The sequence below is a fragment of the Mesorhizobium sp. M1312 genome (genome assembly GCF_040318115.1).
Classification (GTDB): domain Bacteria; phylum Pseudomonadota; class Alphaproteobacteria; order Rhizobiales; family Rhizobiaceae; genus Mesorhizobium.
Window position 1 is genome coordinate 23708 of record NZ_JAMYLQ010000029.1, and the last position, 17503, is coordinate 41210.

Annotated in this window: 18 protein-coding genes and 1 pseudogene; 6 read left to right on the top strand and 13 right to left on the bottom strand. The window is 61.6% G+C overall.

The window, feature by feature from the left end; all coding sequences use genetic code 11:
• Nucleotides 1–99 precede the first annotated feature (99 nt).
• The 3 genes from hppD (at nucleotide 100) to NKH36_RS26810 (ending at nucleotide 1883) form a co-directional block, all read left to right on the top strand.
• Nucleotides 100–1212 carry a 4-hydroxyphenylpyruvate dioxygenase gene (hppD, locus tag NKH36_RS26800; protein ID WP_352964328.1) on the top strand — a complete coding sequence of 371 codons (1113 nt, stop codon included), beginning with the start codon at nucleotides 100–102 and terminating at the stop codon, nucleotides 1210–1212.
• Nucleotides 1213–1284: 72 nt separating this feature from the next.
• Nucleotides 1285–1509 carry a type II toxin-antitoxin system Phd/YefM family antitoxin gene (locus tag NKH36_RS26805; protein ID WP_352964289.1) on the top strand — a complete coding sequence of 75 codons (225 nt, stop codon included), beginning with the start codon at nucleotides 1285–1287 and terminating at the stop codon, nucleotides 1507–1509.
• Nucleotides 1506–1883, top strand: coding sequence for a type II toxin-antitoxin system VapC family toxin (locus tag NKH36_RS26810; RefSeq protein WP_352964291.1), 378 nt, complete (start codon nucleotides 1506–1508; stop codon nucleotides 1881–1883). Before NKH36_RS26805 ends, NKH36_RS26810 begins: the two co-directional genes overlap by 4 nt.
• Here the strand turns inward: NKH36_RS26810 and NKH36_RS26815 are convergent.
• From NKH36_RS26815 to hmgA, 5 genes are read right to left on the bottom strand one after another with little or no spacing between them, the layout of a single operon-like run.
• Nucleotides 1862–2422, bottom strand: coding sequence for a DinB family protein (locus tag NKH36_RS26815; RefSeq protein WP_352965200.1), 561 nt, complete (start codon nucleotides 2420–2422; stop codon nucleotides 1862–1864). The two genes, NKH36_RS26810 and NKH36_RS26815, sit on opposite strands and share 22 nt — an antisense overlap.
• Before the next feature lies 1 nt (nucleotide 2423).
• Nucleotides 2424–3041 carry a hypothetical protein gene (locus NKH36_RS26820; RefSeq protein WP_352964296.1) on the bottom strand — a complete coding sequence of 206 codons (618 nt, stop codon included), beginning with the start codon at nucleotides 3039–3041 and terminating at the stop codon, nucleotides 2424–2426.
• Between the two features lie 4 nt (nucleotides 3042–3045).
• Nucleotides 3046–4059 carry a fumarylacetoacetate hydrolase family protein gene (locus tag NKH36_RS26825; RefSeq protein WP_352964299.1) on the bottom strand — a complete coding sequence of 338 codons (1014 nt, stop codon included), beginning with the start codon at nucleotides 4057–4059 and terminating at the stop codon, nucleotides 3046–3048.
• Nucleotides 4056–4958: an MBL fold metallo-hydrolase gene (locus NKH36_RS26830; RefSeq protein WP_352964301.1), complete on the bottom strand. Its 903-nt coding sequence runs from the start codon at nucleotides 4956–4958 to the stop codon at nucleotides 4056–4058. The genes NKH36_RS26825 and NKH36_RS26830 overlap by 4 nt, the downstream gene beginning before the upstream one ends.
• Nucleotides 4955–6268: a homogentisate 1,2-dioxygenase gene (gene hmgA / locus NKH36_RS26835; RefSeq protein ID WP_352964304.1), complete on the bottom strand. Its 1314-nt coding sequence runs from the start codon at nucleotides 6266–6268 to the stop codon at nucleotides 4955–4957. Before hmgA ends, NKH36_RS26830 begins: the two co-directional genes overlap by 4 nt.
• Before the next feature lie 174 nt (nucleotides 6269–6442).
• On the opposite strand from hmgA, the gene NKH36_RS26840 reads away from it, so the two are divergent.
• Nucleotides 6443–6880 (top strand): MarR family winged helix-turn-helix transcriptional regulator, encoded by a 438-nt coding sequence (locus NKH36_RS26840; RefSeq protein WP_352964331.1) that lies wholly within the window; start codon nucleotides 6443–6445, stop codon nucleotides 6878–6880.
• Nucleotides 6881–6884: 4 nt separating this feature from the next.
• Here the strand turns inward: NKH36_RS26840 and tdh are convergent, their stop codons facing one another.
• Together tdh and NKH36_RS26850 are read right to left on the bottom strand one after the other, a co-directional pair.
• A complete protein-coding gene (tdh, locus tag NKH36_RS26845) occupies nucleotides 6885–7919 on the bottom strand; it encodes an L-threonine 3-dehydrogenase (protein ID WP_352964307.1) in 1035 nt (344 codons plus the stop codon).
• Nucleotides 7920–7971: 52 nt separating this feature from the next.
• The gene (locus NKH36_RS26850; protein ID WP_352964311.1) at nucleotides 7972–9159 is read right to left on the bottom strand and encodes a glycine C-acetyltransferase; all 1188 of its coding nucleotides are present in this window, start codon (nucleotides 9157–9159) and stop codon (nucleotides 7972–7974) included.
• Between the two features lie 292 nt (nucleotides 9160–9451).
• Between NKH36_RS26850 and NKH36_RS26855 the strand changes: the two genes are divergently transcribed.
• Nucleotides 9452–11524 carry a putative bifunctional diguanylate cyclase/phosphodiesterase gene (locus NKH36_RS26855; RefSeq protein WP_352964314.1) on the top strand — a complete coding sequence of 691 codons (2073 nt, stop codon included), beginning with the start codon at nucleotides 9452–9454 and terminating at the stop codon, nucleotides 11522–11524.
• 136 nt (nucleotides 11525–11660) lie between these two features.
• Here NKH36_RS26855 and NKH36_RS26860 read toward each other — a convergent pair.
• From NKH36_RS26860 to NKH36_RS26870, 3 genes and pseudogenes are all read right to left on the bottom strand, one after another.
• Nucleotides 11661–12086, bottom strand: a pseudogene (locus NKH36_RS26860) (type II toxin-antitoxin system VapC family toxin); the annotation flags it as partial.
• A gap of 18 nt (nucleotides 12087–12104) precedes the next feature.
• Nucleotides 12105–12347 carry a type II toxin-antitoxin system Phd/YefM family antitoxin gene (locus tag NKH36_RS26865; protein WP_352964317.1) on the bottom strand — a complete coding sequence of 81 codons (243 nt, stop codon included), beginning with the start codon at nucleotides 12345–12347 and terminating at the stop codon, nucleotides 12105–12107.
• Nucleotides 12348–12485: 138 nt separating this feature from the next.
• Nucleotides 12486–14531, bottom strand: coding sequence for an oxidoreductase (locus tag NKH36_RS26870; RefSeq protein WP_352965203.1), 2046 nt, complete (start codon nucleotides 14529–14531; stop codon nucleotides 12486–12488).
• 138 nt (nucleotides 14532–14669) lie between these two features.
• Between NKH36_RS26870 and queF the strand changes: the two genes are divergently transcribed.
• The gene (gene queF / locus NKH36_RS26875) at nucleotides 14670–15131 is read left to right on the top strand and encodes a preQ(1) synthase (protein WP_352960211.1); all 462 of its coding nucleotides are present in this window, start codon (nucleotides 14670–14672) and stop codon (nucleotides 15129–15131) included.
• A gap of 29 nt (nucleotides 15132–15160) precedes the next feature.
• Here queF and NKH36_RS26880 read toward each other — a convergent pair whose 3' ends face one another.
• From NKH36_RS26880 to NKH36_RS26890, 3 genes are read right to left on the bottom strand one after another with little or no spacing between them, the layout of a single operon-like run.
• Nucleotides 15161–16345, bottom strand: a complete 1185-nt coding sequence (locus NKH36_RS26880; protein WP_352965205.1) for a mandelate racemase/muconate lactonizing enzyme family protein — start codon at nucleotides 16343–16345, stop codon at nucleotides 15161–15163.
• Nucleotides 16346–16351: 6 nt separating this feature from the next.
• On the bottom strand, nucleotides 16352–16906 hold the full coding sequence (locus NKH36_RS26885) for a hypothetical protein (protein ID WP_352960207.1): 555 nt from the start codon (nucleotides 16904–16906) through the stop codon (nucleotides 16352–16354).
• A gap of 4 nt (nucleotides 16907–16910) precedes the next feature.
• The gene (locus NKH36_RS26890; RefSeq protein WP_352960205.1) at nucleotides 16911–17390 is read right to left on the bottom strand and encodes a DUF3828 domain-containing protein; all 480 of its coding nucleotides are present in this window, start codon (nucleotides 17388–17390) and stop codon (nucleotides 16911–16913) included.
• Nucleotides 17391–17503: the final 113 nt, after the last annotated feature.

The window sequence follows — 17503 nt, forward strand, 5'->3', positions numbered from 1 at the left end:
CATTTCAAGCGTTTAAATGCAAGCACCATGCACCCGCTCCGCGGTATGATTGCGTCGAAATGGCCCTTTGCCGCCAAGCAGCTTTCGGAGGACAACACCATGGGTCCCTTCCCGCACGACGCACCGCCCGCAAAGATCAGCAAGGCCAATCCCGCCGGGACCGACGGCTTCGAATTCGTCGAGTTCGCCCATCCCGAGCCCGAAAAGCTCGCCGAGCTTTTCACGCGTATGGGTTATGTGCCAGTGGCCAAGCACCGCACCAAGACCATCACCGTCTGGCGGCAGGGCGACATCAACTATGTCGTCAATGCCGAGCCCGGCTCGCATGCGATGAAGTTCGTCGACAAGCACGGCCCCTGCGCGGCCTCGATGGCCTGGCGGGTGGTCGACGCCAAGCACGCGTTCGACCATGCCATCGCCAAGGGTGCCACACCCTATGAAGACGTCGACAAGGCGCTCGACGTGCCGGCGATATCAGGCATTGGCGGCTCGCTGCTTTATTTCATCGAAACCTATGGCGAGAAGGGCTCGGCCTACGATGCCGAGTTCGACTGGCTGGGCGCGCGCGATCCGAAGCCGGAAGGCGTCGGCTTCTATTATCTCGACCACCTCACCCACAACGTCTACCGTGGCAACATGGACAAATGGTGGGATTTCTATCGCGACCTGTTCGGCTTCAAGCAAATCCATTTCTTCGACATCGACGGCAAGATCACCGGCCTGGTCAGCCGCGCCATCACTTCGCCCTGCGGCAAGATCCGCATCCCGCTCAACGAGTCCAAGGACGAGACCAGCCAGATCGCCGAATATCTGAAAAAGTATAATGGCGAAGGCATCCAGCACATCGCCGTTGGCACGGACGAGATCTACGGCGCCACCCACAAACTGGCAGCCAACGGGCTGAAGTTCATGCCCGGCCCGCCGGAAACCTATTATGAGATGTCTCATGCCCGCGTGCACGGTCATGACGAGCCGATCGAGCGCATGAAAAAGCACGGCATCTTGATCGACGGCGAAGGCGTGGTCGACGGCGGCACGACCAAGATCCTGCTGCAGATCTTTTCAAAAACCGTGATCGGCCCAATCTTCTTCGAATTCATCCAGAGGAAGGGCGACGAAGGTTTTGGCGAGGGCAATTTCCGCGCGTTGTTCGAATCGATCGAGCAGGACCAGATCAAGCGCGGCGTGCTGAAGGTGGAGGCGGCGGAATGAGGCGACCGCGCCTCTAATTTCCTTGCGGCTTGATCAATTATGACCTAAATTCTGGTCATAAAGGATCAACCCATGAATGTCTCGATTGCTGAAGCCAAAGCGAAATTGTCGGAACTTGTCAGCCGGGCGGAAGCTGGCGAAGAGATCGTGCTCACCCGGCATGGCAAGGTCGCTGCTCGCCTCGTACCGCCAGCATCGCCCGACCTCCTGCCTCGCATCGGCGCTTTGAAGGGTAAAATCCGGGTCGCAGACGATTTTGACGAACTCGGTCCCGAATGGGACGAGTACGTTAAATGACGCTCGGCCCGTTTCTCGCCGACACGCAAATCATCCTTTGGTCGATTGCGGACCACCCTCGTCTTCGCGAGCCGCATCGTGCCATTCTAGCGTCAGATGCTGTGGTCTTTGCTAGCGCCGCCAGCGTTTGGGAGATCGCCATCAAGCGCGCTATCGGAAAGCTTGAAGCTCCCGACGATCTGGCAACGCTGCTTCCGAAGATGCGCTTTCTTCCCCTCACCATTACGTTTCAACATGCGCAAAGGGTTGGCGGCCTGCCTCATCATCACGGTGATCCATTCGACAGGCTTCTCATCGCACAGGCGCAAGTGGAGAACCTAACCATTCTGACGGCTGACCCGCATTTCGCCCGTTACGATGTCGCCTTCGCCTGATCGCCTAAGTCCAACCGCTTGACCTCGGCTTTCCTGAGTTTCAGATCATAGTCGAGGAAGAACTCGTCGAGCTGCGGCGGCTTAACCGAGGTGCCGGACAGCATGGCGTGCACCTGCCCGCGATGATGGATGTCATGGATGAAAAGGTGGGCAAGCAGATCGCCGATGCGCTCCGGTATTTTTCCGTCCTCGCGCCGGTCGGTGATGACGCGGCGATCGAGATCGTCGGCCGACAGGCGGTCGCAAAAGGCGATCAGCCGCCGGTCGGCCGCGACCTGGGCGGCAAACAGCGCTGATGGTTCATCGAACGGCACGAAATCGTCATGGGCCGCGGCGCCAACGCCGCCCTGCTCGAGAAAATCGAGATAGAGTTGGTCGACCGCCAGGATGTGGTTGAGCGTTGCCTTGATCGACGGGAAGAAGCTGGTGCGCTCGGCTTCGAATTCACCGGGCTCAAGCTGCAGCACGGCGCGGTAGAGCCGATCATTCGACCAGAGATTGTTGCGCGCCATGCGGCGAAGATGGTCGAGCAGGTCCACGTCACACACCAGCCCAGGCAATCAAATTCACAGCGATACCGATAGCACCTATGGCTAACAGACGACTGATCATTCCACGGCGCAGCGCTTGCGTTTCAACATCGCTCGCAACGTCCCGATTTATAGCGACGTTAACAAGCTTCGGCCGACGCGCCACGCCACTGAAGTTGCGCAGTCTTTCAGATCGATCCTCGACCTGACGGCAGAGCCGGATCACCGAAATCAAAAGCCAGGCAGTAGCGATGCTAAAAATTCCCACAAACCAAAGGTAAGTAGCGGTGTAAGGCATCTTGGGTCCACCAGCGTTTGGAACGATTAAGCTAGACCGCTCCGCTGACTGGACCAAAGACACGCCCGCCCACAGAAGTGCCAATCCGGCGAGAACGATCAGCAGAAGCCGATTCATGCGCCGCCGGATGGCTTGCGTTTCCTGATCCCGCGCGACGTTTATGTTGGTGACGGTGTGGAACATCATTGCGTTGCGCGGAAAGCCGCTGCGGTTGGTCAGGTCGGGAGAGCGCGCCTCGATGCGATAGCTCAGCCGGATCGCCCGGATGAAGATCCCCAGCATGACAAGGGCCCAGACACCGCACAGAAGATAGAATGTCCCGCCTGCCATTCTCTTATGCCCCGTATTTCTCGACCTTCTGCTCGATCGCACCAAAAATCGAATGTCCGGTCCTGTCCTTCATCTCGATGCGTATCGTGTCGCCAAAGCGCAAGAACGAGGTTATCGGTTCGCCGGCCTCGATGGTCTCGATCATACGCAACTCGGCAATGCAGGAATAGCCGGCGCCGCCCGCCGAGACAGGCTTGCCCGGGCCGCCGTCGAGCTGGTTGGAAACCGTGCCCGAGCCGATGATCGTGCCGGCGGCCAGCGGCCGGGTTTTCGCGGCATGTGCAATCAGCGCCGGAAAATCGAAGGTCATATCCACGCCTGCGTTCGCCCGGCCAAACGCCTTGCCATTGAGATCGACCAGCAGCGGCAGGCTGACCTTGCCGCCTTCCCACGCCTCACCCAACTCGTCCGGCGTCACCGCGACGGGCGAAAAAGCCGACGACGGCTTTGATTGGAAGAAGCCGAAGCCCTTGGCAAGCTCTGGCGCGGTAAGGGAACGCAGCGTGACGTCATTGACCAGCATGACCAGCCGGATCGCGGCCCGCGTCTCATCGAGGCTTGCCCCCATCGGCACATCGTCGACAATGACGGCGATCTCTGCCTCCATGTCGATACCGAAAGCCTCGTCGGTCGCCCGGATCGGATCACGCGGCGCGATGAAACTGTCCGAACCACCCTGATAGATCAGCGGATCGGTCCAGAAGCTTGCCGGCATTTCGGCGCCGCGCGCTTTCCGCACCAGCTCGACATGGTTCACATAGGCCGAGCCATCGGCCCATTGGTAGGCGCGCGGCAGCGGCGAATGGGCGTCATGCTCGTGAAAGCGCGCTGACGGCACCGCATGGTTCTCCAGCGATTCCGCCATGGCGGCCAGGTGCGGCGCGATCCGGCTCCAGTCGTCGAGCGCCGCCTGCAGTGTCGGCACCAGAAACGAGGCATCGGTGAACCGCGTCAAGTCGCGCGAGACGACGACCAACTTTCCGTCGCGCGTCCCGTCCTTCAATGTGGCAAGCTTCATGCGGTTTCCTCTCCTGATGCGGCTTTGGTGCCGCTTAATCCCACAACAAGGCCGTCGCGGGCGATCGTCAAGTCGCCGGCCCATGTTTTCCTGACGGCGGCGATCCAGTCGGCCTCGCCGATCTCGGGATCGTCGGCCGGAATGAGGTGGTTGAGCACCAGTCGCCCGACCCCGGCCTCCATGGCGATGCGCCCCGCCTCCCCGGCGAAGCTGTGGCCGGCGAGCAGATGTTCCCTCAGCCGCGCGCCGTTGCTGGTTTTCGCAACGAGCCGCTCGATGCCCTTTTCCAGCATGGCTTCGTGGACGAAGATGTCGGCGTCTTTGGCGAAGTCGGCCAATGGCGGAAAGTATGCGGTATCGGCGGAGAATACGACGTTTTGTCCGGCATGCTCGAAGCGCAGCGCGAAGCAGTCGGTCACCGGTGGATGGTCGACGCGCAGCGCTGACACCTTCAGGCCGCGCTCCTCCATCACCCGGCCTTCGTCTAGCTCGACGATCGAAACCATGTCTCTGATATCGGGCCGACCTTCATCGATGATGCGTATCTCGATGTCGAATTCCATCGCCTGGCAAAAACGCTGCCAGTAGTGGGCGGTACTAGGCGGGCCGTACACGGTGACCGGTGTCGCCAGACCCGCCGTCCAGGCGGTGTGGATCAGCGGACCGAGTTCCAGCACATGGTCGGAATGCAGATGCGTGATGAAGACCAGGTCGAGCGCCTTCAAGCTGATGCCGGCATCGGCCAGCCCGCGCGTGACGCCAAGCCCGCAATCGACGACGATGGTGCGGCTGCCGATCTCCAGCAGCGACGAACTCGGCCACGGTCCGCCCGGCCGAAGTGCCGGGCCGCCCTTTGAGCCCAGCAGCACCAGCCGATCCCGCGTCGGATCAGCGCTCAAGACCAGTCGCCCTCGGGCGTGCCATTGAAGCGCTTTTTCAGATCGGCCCAGCAGTCGATGTAATTGTCCTGCCGAGTTTCAACCTCGGCGGCGTAGCGGGTCAGCATCTGCGGGAATCGGGTCTCGAACATGAAAGCCATGGTGTTGTCGAGCTTGACCGGTTTCAGCTCGGCGCGCGAGGCCTTTTCGAAGCCAGACGCGTCAGGGCCGTGGGCCAGCATCAGATTGTGCAGGCTGATGCCGCCGGGAACGAAGCCTTCTTCCTTAGCGTCGTATTGGCCATGGATCAGGCCCATGAACTCGCTCATGATGTTGCGGTGATACCAGGGTGGGCGGAACGTGTTTTCGGCCACAAGCCAGCGCGGCGGGAAGATGACAAAGTCGATGTTGGCGGTGCCCTCCTCACCGCTCGGCGCGGTCAGCACCGTGAAGATCGAAGGATCGGGGTGGTCGAACAATATAGCGCCGACCGGCGAAAACGTTGCAAGATCATATTTGTAAGGCGAATAGTTGCCGTGCCATGCCACCACATCCAGCGGCGAATGATCGAGTTCGGTGACATGAAACTGCCCGCACCATTTCACGACCAGCCGGCAGGGCGTCTCCTTGTCCTCGAACCAGGCGCAAGGCGTCTTGAAATCGCGTGGATTCGCCAGACAATTGGCGCCGATCGGGCCGCGATCCGGCAGCGCCAGCTTGGCACCGTAATTCTCGCAGACATAGCCGCGCACTGCTTCATCGATCAGTTCGACCTTGAACACAAGGCCGCGCGGCAACACCGCGATCTCGCCCGGTCGCAGTTCGATGACGCCCATTTCGGTAACGAAGCGCAGGCTGCCGACCTGCGGCACGACCAGCAGCTCACCGTCGGCGTTGAAGAAATGGTCGTCGACCATCGAACGGTTGGCGACATAGACATGAGCCGCCATGCCGGTCTGGCCGAGCACGTCGCCGGCGGTGGTGATGCTGCGGATGCCGGCAATGAAGTCGGTCGGCTCCTTTGGCATCGGCACCGGACTCCAGCGATATTGGCCAAGCGCCAGTTCGTGATCGCCGACATTCGGCGCGCTCTTCCACAGCGGATAATTCGCTGGTTTGAAGCGGCCGGTGTGCCTAACGCTCGGCCTGATGCGATAAAGCCAGGAGCGCTCGTTGGTGCCGCGTGGGGCGGTGAAGGGCGAGCCCGAGAGCTGCTCGGCATAGAGGCCGTAGGCTGGCCGCTGCGGCGAATTCCGCCCCTGCGGTAGCGAGCCAGGCAAGGTTTCGGTTTCGAAGTCGTTGCCGAACCCCGGCATGTAGGAATAGGCCATGGTTTCCTCCCGAATCCACAGTGCCAGAGCGGCCTTTGCGCGTCCACGAGTGCGCGCCGCGCTCTGGATTGACCACACTGGTTTCATTTGTAACCATTGAAAATGTAACCATCAACTGACTAAAAAGATGCGGCGGCTGCGAAAATGACGACCAAGCGCGAGACCTCAGACGAACTGGAAATTCTCGAACTCGAAAGCTTCCTGCCCTACAGGCTCTACCGGCTCGCCGATGCCGTCAGCCGCGAATTTTCCAGGATTTACAAAGATCGCCACGGCCTGACGCGGCCCGAATGGCGCACGCTGGCCGGCCTCGGCCAACACGGTAGCATGACCGCAACAGCGCTCGGTGAGCAGTCCGCCATGCACAAGACCAAGGTTTCGCGCGCCGTCGCCGAACTCGAACGGCGCCGCTGGCTCACGCGAACACCGGATGAAAAAGACCGCCGCATCGAACATCTGACGCTGACCAGGGCAGGCCTCGCCGCCTATCGCGAGATGGTGCCGCTGGCGATGGAATTCGAGCAGGAATTGCTGGCAAAACTCAGCGCTGGCGAGCGCACCGCGATCACAAACGGATTGCTTGCGCTCAAGAAAGCTCTGGGCAAGGATTAGGCGCTCACCAGTCCATCACCACCTTGCCCGAATTGCCGCTGCGCATCGCGTCGAAGCCCGTCTGGAAGTCGTCGATGCCGATGCGGTGGGTGATCAGACCGCTGACATCGAGCGGGCCCTGCACCAGCGCGATCATCTTGTACCAGGTCTCAAACATCTCGCGGCCATAGATGCCCTTGAGATGCAGCATCTTGAAGATCACCTTGTTCCAGTCGATCTCGAAGCCGGTCGGCGCGATGCCCAGAATGGCGATCTTGCCGCCATTGTTCATGGCGTCGATCATGTCGCGGAAGGCGGGTGCGGCGCCCGACATTTCGAGGCCGACGTCAAAACCTTCGGTCATGCCGAGCGCCGGCATGATATCGCGCAGCTTTTCCTTCGACGCGTCGACCACATGCTGGACGCCGAGCTTTTTCGCCAGCGCCAGCCGCACCGGGTTGATGTCGGTGATGACGACTTTTCGCGCGCCGACGCACTGCGCCACCAGCGCCCCCATGATGCCGATCGGCCCGGCGCCGGTAACCAGCACGTCCTCGCCGACGAGATCGAAGGACAATGCGGTGTGCACGGCATTGCCCAAGGGATCGAAGATCGCGGCGATCTCGTCGGGCACCTCGTCGGGGATCGGCACGACGTTGTGCTGCGGGATCGCCAGATATTCGCCGAAAGCACCCGGCCGGTTGACGCCAACGCCGAGCGTGTTGCGGCACAGATGCCCCCTGCCCGCCCGGCAGTTGCGGCAGTGGCCGCAGACGATGTGGCCTTCGCCCGAAACACGCTGGCCGATCTTGTATTCGGTCACCGCCGCACCGAAATCGGCGACCGTGCCGACGAACTCGTGCCCGGTCACCATCGGCACCGGCACGGTCTTTTGCGCCCACTGGTCCCAATTGTAGATGTGGACGTCGGTGCCACAGATCGCGGTCTTCTTGATCTTGATCAGCACGTCGTTAGGGCCGATTTCCGGTACCGGCACCTCTTCCATCCAGATGCCCGGCTCGGCCTTGGCCTTGACCAGCGCCTTCATCATGTTCGACATTCTTTTGTACCTTGAATCTATTGATCCGGAATCGCTTTTTGGTTCCGGCCGTTCAGGAAATCACACCGAGTTCGCGCCCGACCGCGCCGAATGCCTCGACCGCGCGATCGATGTCGCCGCTGGAATGGGCGGCCGACATTTGCGTGCGGATGCGCGCCTGGCCCTTCGGCACCACCGGAAACGAGAAGCCGATAACATAGATGCCGCGCTTCAGCATGCGCGCCGCCATCTCCTGCGCCAGTGTCGCATCGCCCAGCATGACCGGAATGATCGGATGATCGGCGCCGGCAAGCGTAAAGCCGAGCTTACCCATTTCAGACCGGAAGTGCGCCGCATTGGCATAGAGACGCTGACGCAGCGCATCGCCATTGCCGATCAGTTCGAAAACCCGGATCGAGGCGCCGGCGATCGCCGGCATCAACGTGTTGGAAAACAGATAGGGACGCGAGCGCTGGCGTAACCAGTCAACCATCTGGCTCTTGGCCGATGTGTAGCCGCCCGATGCGCCGCCCAATGCCTTGCCGAGCGTGCCGGTGATGATGTCCACCCTGCCCTCGACGCCACAATGCTCGGCCGAGCCGCGGCCGTTCCTGCCAACGAAGCCGACTGCATGGCTGTCATCCACCATCACCATTGCATCGTACTTCTCGGCGAGATCGCAGACGCCCTTCAGATTGGCGATGATGCCGTCCATGGAAAATACACCATCGGTGGCGATCAGCCGAAAACGGCAATCCCTTGCCTCCTTCAGCCGCGCCTCCAGGTCGGCCATGTCGTTGTTGGCGTAGCGGAAGCGCTTCGCCTTCGACAGCCGCACGCCATCGATGATCGAGGCGTGGTTCAGCGCGTCGGAGATGACCGCATCCTCCTCGCCGAGCAGCGTCTCGAACAGGCCGCCATTGGCATCGAAGCACGAGCCGTAGAGGATCGTATCCTCCATGCCCAGGAAGCTAGAAATCGTCGCCTCGAGCTGCTTGTGCTCTTCCTGTGTGCCGCAGATGAAACGCACCGACGCCATGCCGTACCCGTAGCGGTCAAGCGCCTGCTTGGCCGCGTCACGCAAGTCGGCGCTATCAGCGAGGCCGAGATAGTTGTTGGCGCAGAAATTCAGCACCTTTTCGCCGCCCACCTCGATCTCGGCCGACTGCGTAGAGGTGATCACCCGCTCGGATTTGTAGAGGCCGGCCGATTTCAGCCCTTGAAGCTCGCTGTCGATATGGGAGAGTAATGCTGCGCTCATGATCAGGCCCTGTTGAGATTGAATGGACTGTCGCGCCACGCGGACGAAAAATCCACCGCAAAAGCGACCGCTTCGGTGATGCGACGGCCAGTGACCAGAATGCCGCCCCAGAATGCCGCCAAATGGCGGATGCTCAAATGCAGGTGCCGCGCGAAAGAACGCGATAACCATTTCGCGAGCTTTCCACCACTGGCGCTGTCGTAGCTCTATCGACTTCCAGAGCTGTTAACACTTTCAAGCCAATGGTTCTCACACCCAACAAATCTGTCGGCGAGAGGGACCGCCCCAGAAAATGTCGCAGCAACCGGCGCAAACCATTTCGAGCAGGCTCATACTGTTGATCAAGGCCGGCTATTGGCTGGCGCTGCTCATCATTGCAGCCATGGTGATGGCCTCCTTCATCCTTCTCCAGCAGATGATGGCTGCCCAGCGGCACGACGATACGCTGCTCGATATTGTCGGCACGCAAAAGGCGCTGTCGCAACGCATTGTCTTCCTTGCCAACGCGGCCGGTGCTGCTTCGCGCAACCAACAACCGGCTCTGGTCACCGCATTCAAACAGGCCACGGCGGAGTTCGAGAGGAACTACGACCTTCTGCTCGAGCGGGTCGTCGCCGACCCGGCGTCACCGGCAAGGTTCGATCCAAAATCAGTCGAAAGCGTGCTTTTCGCCAAGCCGTTTCATCTCGATTACTTCTCGGTCGGGCTTATCGCCAACGGCGAACGCCTGGTTTCGGCGTTTGAATCGCAACTCGGTATGGCCGACAATGGCGGCTACAAGGGCGGCGGCGAACGCGTCAACCTCGACGCTTCCATCGCCAATGCGACCCTGTCGGGCTATGCGGCACTCGGCCAGCGCATCAGCGCCCATGCCGATGCGCGATCGGAGACACTTCTCGATCTCCATCGAACGCTGTTCTACACCACCATCGGCGTCATCGTGCTGGTGGCACTTTTCATCTTCAGGCCGATGTCGAATGCCATTCTGCGCAAGACGCATGAACTGATCGATGCCCGCAATTCCATGGCCTTCATCGCCGTGCATGACGGCCTTACCGGCCTGCACAACCGCACCTTCCTGACCGACCATTTCGATACGCTGATAAAGGGGGCACAGCGTCGGCGAGAGCGGCTTGCGGCGGTGCACCTCGACCTCGACCGGTTCAAGCAGATCAATGACACGCTTGGCCACGCCGCCGGCGACTATGTGCTGGTGGTGACGGCGCAGCGCATGCGCGATTCCTGCCGAGCGTCGGATCTCTGCGCGCGTCTCGGCAGCGATGAGTTCGTAATGATCCTCAATGGTGCCGGCGGCACCGAGGATATCAACATGGTCGCCAGGCGCGTCCTGACGCAGATCAACGAACCGATCGTCTTTCAGGGCACGACCATCCTTCCGGGCGCCAGCGCCGGCGTCGCCGTCTATCCGATCGACGCCGACAATGCGCAAGATCTGCTCGTCCATGCCGATCTCGCGCTCCACGCCGCCAAGAAGCAGAGTGGCGGCAGCCTCTCATTCTTCTCCGAGGAGTTGCGGCATGAACTCGATTTCCGCAAGCAGCTCGAGCATGACATTAGGATCGCGATCGCGGAGAAGGCGTTCCAGGTTTATTTCCAGCCACAGGTTTCGTTGTCGAACGGCACGATCGGCGGCATCGAGGCGCTGGTTCGCTGGGAACATGCCGAACGCGGCATGATCGCCCCAGGCGAATTCATTCCCGTTGCCGAAAAATGCGGACTCATGCCTGCGATCGGCCGCATTGTCATCGCCAAGGCAATCAGCGAGGCGGCCGAGTGGAACCGCGCCGGCGTCGCCTTCGGACGGCTCGCCGTCAACGTATCCGGCTCAGAATTGCGTGAGCCCGATTTCGACGCCTTCCTCTTCGATACGCTGGAAAAGGCCGGCCTGCCGCCACAAAAGCTTTCGCTGGAAATCGTCGAATCCGTCATTCTCGACGACGAGAAGACCGGCATAGCGGCAAAGCTGCGGCACATCCGCGCCGCCGGTGTTCATCTCGAACTCGACGATTTCGGCACCGGCTACGCGTCGCTCAGCCACGTCAACCCGAACGAGATCGACCGGCTGAAGATCGATCGACGCTTCGTCCAGAATATCAATGAGAACGACGACAACACCAAGATCGTGCGGGCCATCACCGAACTCGCCCGCGGCCTCGGCATCTCGATCGTCGCCGAGGGCGCCGAAACCGAGGCCGAGCTCGATTCGCTGATGGCGATCGGCTGCGACCAGGTGCAGGGCTATTCCATCGCCTTCCCGATGCCGCAGGACACGGCACGCGAATGGCTGGTCGCGCGGGCGCCGAAGAAAGCCAGGCTAACGCTGCTGCGGGGAAGCCGGGCGTAAGGCGCCAGCCTTGACAACGCCTCTTCGGAAATGGCGGGCTGACGGGTGAGTCCGGCTAAGGCCGATCTGCCGCTGACTGCCGCAATGGCGGCAAGTTCTTCAGCGGGTTGAGCATCGGCACCCCGAGCGGTGCAAGCGGCAAGTTCTTCAGCGGGTTGAGCATCGCCACCCCGAGCGGTGCAAAATGACGCTCGTTGTCGGTCAGTATCGTCAAACCGTGGACCTCGGCCGTCGCGGCGATCGCTATGTCTTCGAACCCTGGCCGATGCGCCCTTGCCCGATCGAGGATGGACCCGGCGGCATGTGCGGCGCGCAAATCGAAGGGAAGAACCCTCTCTCCATAAAGGTGCTCGACCGCTTGCCACCAGTTGCGTAGCAAATTCGCCTTTGTCGTCGCACCCTCGCGCTCGGCCTTGGCTATCCCTGCAGCGATTTCGGATACAGTGACAACGGACAGGAACAGGTATTCGCTGGCTTTGTCGAGCCATGTTGCCAGCGCTGCCCGATCAGCCTTCTTGGCCGGAGCGATTGCCGAGATGATGTTGGTGTCCAGCAGAAACATCAGGACCAATCGACCGCGTTACAACGCAACTTTGCGAACCTGTTTGCGGGAACGGGGAGGAATATCGCCTTTGTCACCGGGGAAGGCCGCCAGCAATTGTCCGAAGCTAGGCACCCGCGACAGCCGTTCGTAGTCTTCGAACGACAGGATCACGGCCTGCTTGCGCCCGTGACGCGTGATGATTGCAGGTTCTCCCGCGACGGCCCGATCGACCACCGCCGAAAGCATAGCCTTGGCATCCTTCAACTGGATTTCGCGCATGCTGCTGCCTAGATTGTGACCATTGTAGTCATATATAGCGTCTTGTCCCCACTCAAGCAATGCGCGCAGATCGGACTTATGTGCCTGGCGGCTCTCCGTACGGAGGTTCGGCTGCGCGCCATCAATCAAAAGTAATCTTCAGATCCGCAACCCAAACCTGATGCCGTCATAGATTGCGGCGTGAATGTTGCGCGAGGCGACCGCATCACCGATGCGGAAGAGCACGAAACCGCCTTGCGGATTGCGCGCCGGAAAAATGTCGCCACCCTTGACCAGCCGCTCGTAATCGACCGCGCCGCCGTTCTTCGACAGCGGTTTCAGTGCCAGATAGAGATCGTCGAGCGGCAGCGTGCCGTGCTCGACCACCACCTGATCGACCCGCCGCTCGCCGCGCCAGCCATCGGCGAAGTCGGAGCCGAGCTCCGCAACCAGTTGATTGCCCTCACGCCGCACCGAACGCAGCCGCGTGTTGATGGTTATGGTGACGGCCTTTTCCTGGAAAGCGCGCATATAGGGCACGTGGTTCATGCCTCCCATCTCCGGGGCGAAGAAGCGTTCGGGCGAAACCAGCTCAAGCTTTGCACCGCTATTGGCGATCAATTCGGCGGCACCCATACCCTGATGGCCGCCATTGTCGTCGTAGAGCAGCACGTTCTCGGCCGGTTTGATGCTGCCGGCCATGATATCCCAGCTCGAAGTGACGAGGTTGTCGCCCGCCGCCAGTGGCGGGTTCTGCGGCAGGCCGCCGGTGGCGACCACCACCACGTCGGGCGACAGCGCCAGAACATCGTCCTTCTCCGCCCAGGTGTCGTAGCGGATCTCGACACCGAGCCGGTCGAGTTCGGCGAGCCGCCAGTCGATGATGCCGATCAGCTCCTTGCGGCGCGGGTTTTGCGTCGCCAGCCGCACCTGCCCGCCGGCCTGGCTCGACGCTTCCAGCACCGTCACCTGGTGACCGCGCTCGGCCGCGACACGCGCCGCTTCCAGCCCGCCGGCCCCGGCGCCGACAACGACCACCTTCCGCTTCGGTCCCTCGGTTCTCGAGATGATGTGCGGAATATCAGCCTCGCGGCCGGTTGCCGCATTGTGGATGCACAGCGCCTCGCCGCCCTCATAGATGCGGTCGAGGCAATAGGTGGCGCCGACGCAAGGGCGGATTTCGTGCTCGCGGCCCTCCATCACCTTGCGGATGATATGCGGATCGGCGATATGGGCGCGGGTCATGCCGACCATGTCGAGTTTGCCGGTGGCGATGGCGTGACGCGCCGTGGCGACGTCGGAAATGCGCGCCGCGTGGAAAGTCGGGAATTTCGTCGCCGCCCTCACCTCACCGGCGAAGTCGAGATGCGGCGACGAGCGCATGCCGGTCACCGGGATGACCCTGGTCAGCGCAGCGTCGGTTTCGATCGAGCCGCGGATGATGTTGAGGAAGTCGACCTTGCCGGAGCCGGCCAGCCGCCTGGCGATCTCGACACCTTCCTGTTTCGAAAGGCCCTTCTCAAAATCCTCGTCGGCGACCATGCGGACGCCGACGACGAACTTTTCGCCGACCGCTGCCCGCACCGCGTCGAGCACCATGCCGGTGAAGCGCAAGCGGTTGTCGAGCGAGCCGCCGAAATCGTCGTCGCGCTGGTTGGTGGCGGGCGACCAGAAGCCGTCCATCAGGTGGCCGTAGGCTTCGAACTCGATGCCGTCGAGGCCGGCGGCCTGGCAGCGCTGAGCGGCAGCGGCGTAGTCGGCCACGATGCGCTCGATGTCCCAGTCCTCGATGGTCTTGGGAAAGGCGCGGTGCGCCGGCTCGCGAACCGGCGAGGCTGAAAGCACCGGCAGCCAGTCGGCCTTGTTCCAGCCGGTACGGCGGCCGAGATGGGTGATCTGGATCATCACCTTGCAGTCATGCTCGTGGCAGGCATCGGCGAGCTCGGTGAGCCAGGGCACGATGTGGTCGTCATAGACATGCAGATTGCCGAAGGCGGCAGGGCTGTCGCGCGAGACGATCGCCGAACCGGCAGTCATGGTCAGCGCCATGCCGCCCTTGGCTTTTTCGGCGTGGTAGAGCCGGTAGCGCTCTTTCGGCATGCCGTCCTCGGAATAGGCCGGCTCATGGCTGGTCGACATGACCCGGTTCTTCAGCGTCAGGTGTTTGAGCTGATAGGGCTGGAGAAGCGGATCGTTGGTGGTCATCGTCTTCCTGCTGTTTCAAATTGTGCTAAAGAGCGGCAAATTTTTGTTTTCGCGCATGTCGTATCCCAAAACCGCTGCGCACCCTCGGGTCAGGCCCGTGGACAGGCTTTTGGGCGACATGCAGTAAGGAACCCGCCCATGACCAATACGAAAAACCTTACCCAGCTCGGCACCAACGTCGAGGCGCCACAGAGCCCTGAAGCGGCAGTCCTGGAAACCGTGCCGTTTTCGCGCGGCGACGGGCCGCCGGCCATCGTTCGCTTCACCTGCCCGGAATTCACCTCGCTCTGTCCGGTCACCGGCCAGCCGGATTTCGCCCATATCGTCATCGACTATGCACCTGATACGCTGCTAGTGGAATCGAAGTCGCTCAAGCTGTTCATGACCTCGTTTCGCAACCATGGCGCCTTTCATGAAGAGTGCACCGTCATGATCGGCCGCCGCATCATCGCCGCGACCAAACCACTGTGGTTGCGCATTGGCGGCTATTGGTATCCGCGCGGCGGCATTCCGATCGATGTATTCTGGCAGACCGGCGCGCCGCCTGAAGGCGCCTGGCTGCCCGACACCGGCGTCGCACCCTATCGCGGGCGCGGCTGAGCCTGAGTTTCTACGGAACGTATGTTGCATCAGTTGAGCGGCAGCCGCCGGTAGCGGCCGGGATTGTTCGGGTCGCTGAAATGGCCCATCGGCCCGTGTTCGGCGAAATGCCCCGCCCAGCGCTTCATTGCAGCGGGGTCAAGTTCGACGCCCAGCCCGTTGCCCTCCGGCACACGCACCGTGTTGCCGGTCTGCCGGAACGGACCGTCCTTGATAACATCGCCGATCTGCCAGCGAAACAGCGACTGCGATGCTTCGGTGATCCACGGCGTCGCCGCCACGACGTGCAGATAGGCCGATGTCATGATGCCGAGATCGTTCGAATAGCACCAGAACCCCTTGCCCATCGCCTCACAGGCGGCAATGAATTTCAGGGTTTTCGACAGTCCGCCGAGTGCTGCGAAATTGCAGACGAAGTAATCCGGCGCACCGAGCGCAACCGCTCGTCTGAGATCCGGGATGTGCGTGGAAAACGGAATGCGCGAGTGCTGGCGCAGCGCCGCCATCTCCTCGAAGGTCGCGACCGGATCCTCATAATTGCGGATGTTGAACGGCTCGATCTCGCGCAGCACCCAGCGCGCCGTGGTCAGCGACCACTGCATGTTGGAATCGAGTTTGATCTGCGCCTTATCGCCAAGCGCCTCGCGCAGCATGCGCACGGTCCTGATCTCGAGCGCGGGATCGCCCATGATCAGCTTGCCCTCGAAGATTGTCGAGCCATGCTCCTCGCGCATCTTTAGGCAGTACTCGACGATCGCTTCGGACGTCATCTCGCCACCCGCTCCGCCCTGCGCGGTGCGGAACGAGAAATATTCCGAAAACGGAACGTCCTTGCGCACGGCGCCGCCGAGGACTTTGTAGAGCGGCATGCCGAAGACCTTGCCTCTGATGTCCCAAAGCGCCAGCTCGACGGCTCCAAACGCCACGGAGGCGGCATTCTCGCCGGTGTTGGCGGTAATCTGCCAGGGCGGCACGCAGCGCGCCTCGCAGTCGGCGATGTCGAGCGGATCGGCGCCGATCAGCGCCGGCGCGATCTCGGCCTTGATCACCTCGCCGAAATGCCACCAAGGCGCCTCGCCCAGTCCGACCACGCCTTCGTCCGTCTCGACCTCGATGATTGACTTCGAGGCGCCGCCGTAGAGACCAGCCGTCCACCAGAAGGGGGCATCGAGCGGAACGTTGACATGGGTGACGCGGATGTTGGTGATCTTCATCGGTTCTCACTCGCACTGGTACTGACTGAGCGCCCATTCGCCGGTCACCGACAGAAGGTCCGTGATCTTCCAATCGCCCTCGACCTTCCTGAATTTCCACTCCAGCCGGTGCGGATTGCCGGCGACGACGAAAGCGACGACGACCTTGGCTTCGTCGCCCTTGACCGCTTCAATAGTCTTCAGGCTCTTGTCGATCTCGGCCCTGTCGTACGCCGCATTGTCCAGCGCCATGTTGGGATCGAGACACTCGCCCTGCCCGGATTTCCGCAGCGCATCGCTTTTGTCGAGCACCGACTTCGCCGGATCGGCGAAGTGGCTGCGCTCTGCCGGATCGAGCTCGAGCCCGGCATGCTCGTAGAACGGTTTCACCACCGCCGTTGGCGAACCCAGCTGCACCGGCGCTGCCGGGGCGCTATCAGTCTGCTGGGACGCGGTCGGCGAAGTTGCAGCATTGTCGGCAGGCGCGTTTGCGGGTGGCGCACCGAACAGGTCCTGAGCAGCGGTGTTGCTCAAACCCGCCGCCAGCAGGCACACAGTCGCCAAGGCCAGGGCGCGGGCCATGGCATCACTCCGGAGTCTGGCCAGCGAGGCATTCGAGCGCACTCAGCGTCCAGCCGCTCGTCTTCGAGGTGATGTCGGCGACCTTCCATTTGCCGTCAACCTTCTTCAGCGACCAGACCATTTCGCGTTTGGAACCATCGCCTTCCGGGAAAAGGTTGAACGTCACTGTCACACTGGCGCTGTCGCCATCCACCGCTTCAGACAGCTTCAGCGTCTTGGCGACGGTCTTCTCGTCATAGTCCTGCGCGTCGAGACCGGGGGCGAAGTCGATGCAAGGCACTTCGTCCGGCTTGTTCTTCTGTGCCTGGTCGTTGAGGTCGAACAGCTTGATCACCGGCTCGGTGAAACGGTCGCGGTATTTCGCGTCGGCCTCGAACTTGACCTTGGGCACGTAGAAGAACTTCACCGCGTTGGAAGCCGGCCCGGCCAGAGCGGCCGCAGGCGCTGCGATCGAGAGAACGGCGGCAAGCACAGTCAGTCTCATCCGATAATCTCCAGGCTTTCGTGGTGGGAGCCGTTCATACCACGAATCCTGCATCCCGGCTTTTTTGCAGCCCATGAAACCCGGCCCGTGTAATCCCAGGGGCGTTAACTCAG

Bases quoted from the DNA above. Each gene is read 5' to 3' on its own strand.
- NKH36_RS26865 (WP_352964317.1), bottom strand. From the start codon at position 12,347: ATGCGCGAAATCCAGTTGAAGGATGCCAAGGCTATGCTTTCGGCGGTG.
- NKH36_RS26890 (WP_352960205.1), bottom strand. From the start codon at position 17,390: ATGAGACTGACTGTGCTTGCCGCCGTTCTCTCGATCGCAGCGCCTGCG.
- NKH36_RS26820 (WP_352964296.1), bottom strand. From the start codon at position 3,041: ATGGCAGGCGGGACATTCTATCTTCTGTGCGGTGTCTGGGCCCTTGTC.
- tdh (WP_352964307.1), bottom strand. From the start codon at position 7,919: ATGTCGAACATGATGAAGGCGCTGGTCAAGGCCAAGGCCGAGCCGGGC.
- NKH36_RS26825 (WP_352964299.1), bottom strand. From the start codon at position 4,059: ATGAAGCTTGCCACATTGAAGGACGGGACGCGCGACGGAAAGTTGGTC.
- NKH36_RS26850 (WP_352964311.1), bottom strand. From the start codon at position 9,159: ATGAGCGCAGCATTACTCTCCCATATCGACAGCGAGCTTCAAGGGCTG.
- NKH36_RS26805 (WP_352964289.1), top strand. From the start codon at position 1,285: ATGAATGTCTCGATTGCTGAAGCCAAAGCGAAATTGTCGGAACTTGTC.
- NKH36_RS26810 (WP_352964291.1), top strand. From the start codon at position 1,506: ATGACGCTCGGCCCGTTTCTCGCCGACACGCAAATCATCCTTTGGTCG.
- NKH36_RS26885 (WP_352960207.1), bottom strand. From the start codon at position 16,906: ATGGCCCGCGCCCTGGCCTTGGCGACTGTGTGCCTGCTGGCGGCGGGT.
- NKH36_RS26870 (WP_352965203.1), bottom strand. From the start codon at position 14,531: ATGACCACCAACGATCCGCTTCTCCAGCCCTATCAGCTCAAACACCTG.
- NKH36_RS26855 (WP_352964314.1), top strand. From the start codon at position 9,452: ATGTCGCAGCAACCGGCGCAAACCATTTCGAGCAGGCTCATACTGTTG.
- NKH36_RS26880 (WP_352965205.1), bottom strand. From the start codon at position 16,345: ATGAAGATCACCAACATCCGCGTCACCCATGTCAACGTTCCGCTCGAT.
- hmgA (WP_352964304.1), bottom strand. From the start codon at position 6,268: ATGGCCTATTCCTACATGCCGGGGTTCGGCAACGACTTCGAAACCGAA.
- queF (WP_352960211.1), top strand. From the start codon at position 14,670: ATGACCAATACGAAAAACCTTACCCAGCTCGGCACCAACGTCGAGGCG.
- hppD (WP_352964328.1), top strand. From the start codon at position 100: ATGGGTCCCTTCCCGCACGACGCACCGCCCGCAAAGATCAGCAAGGCC.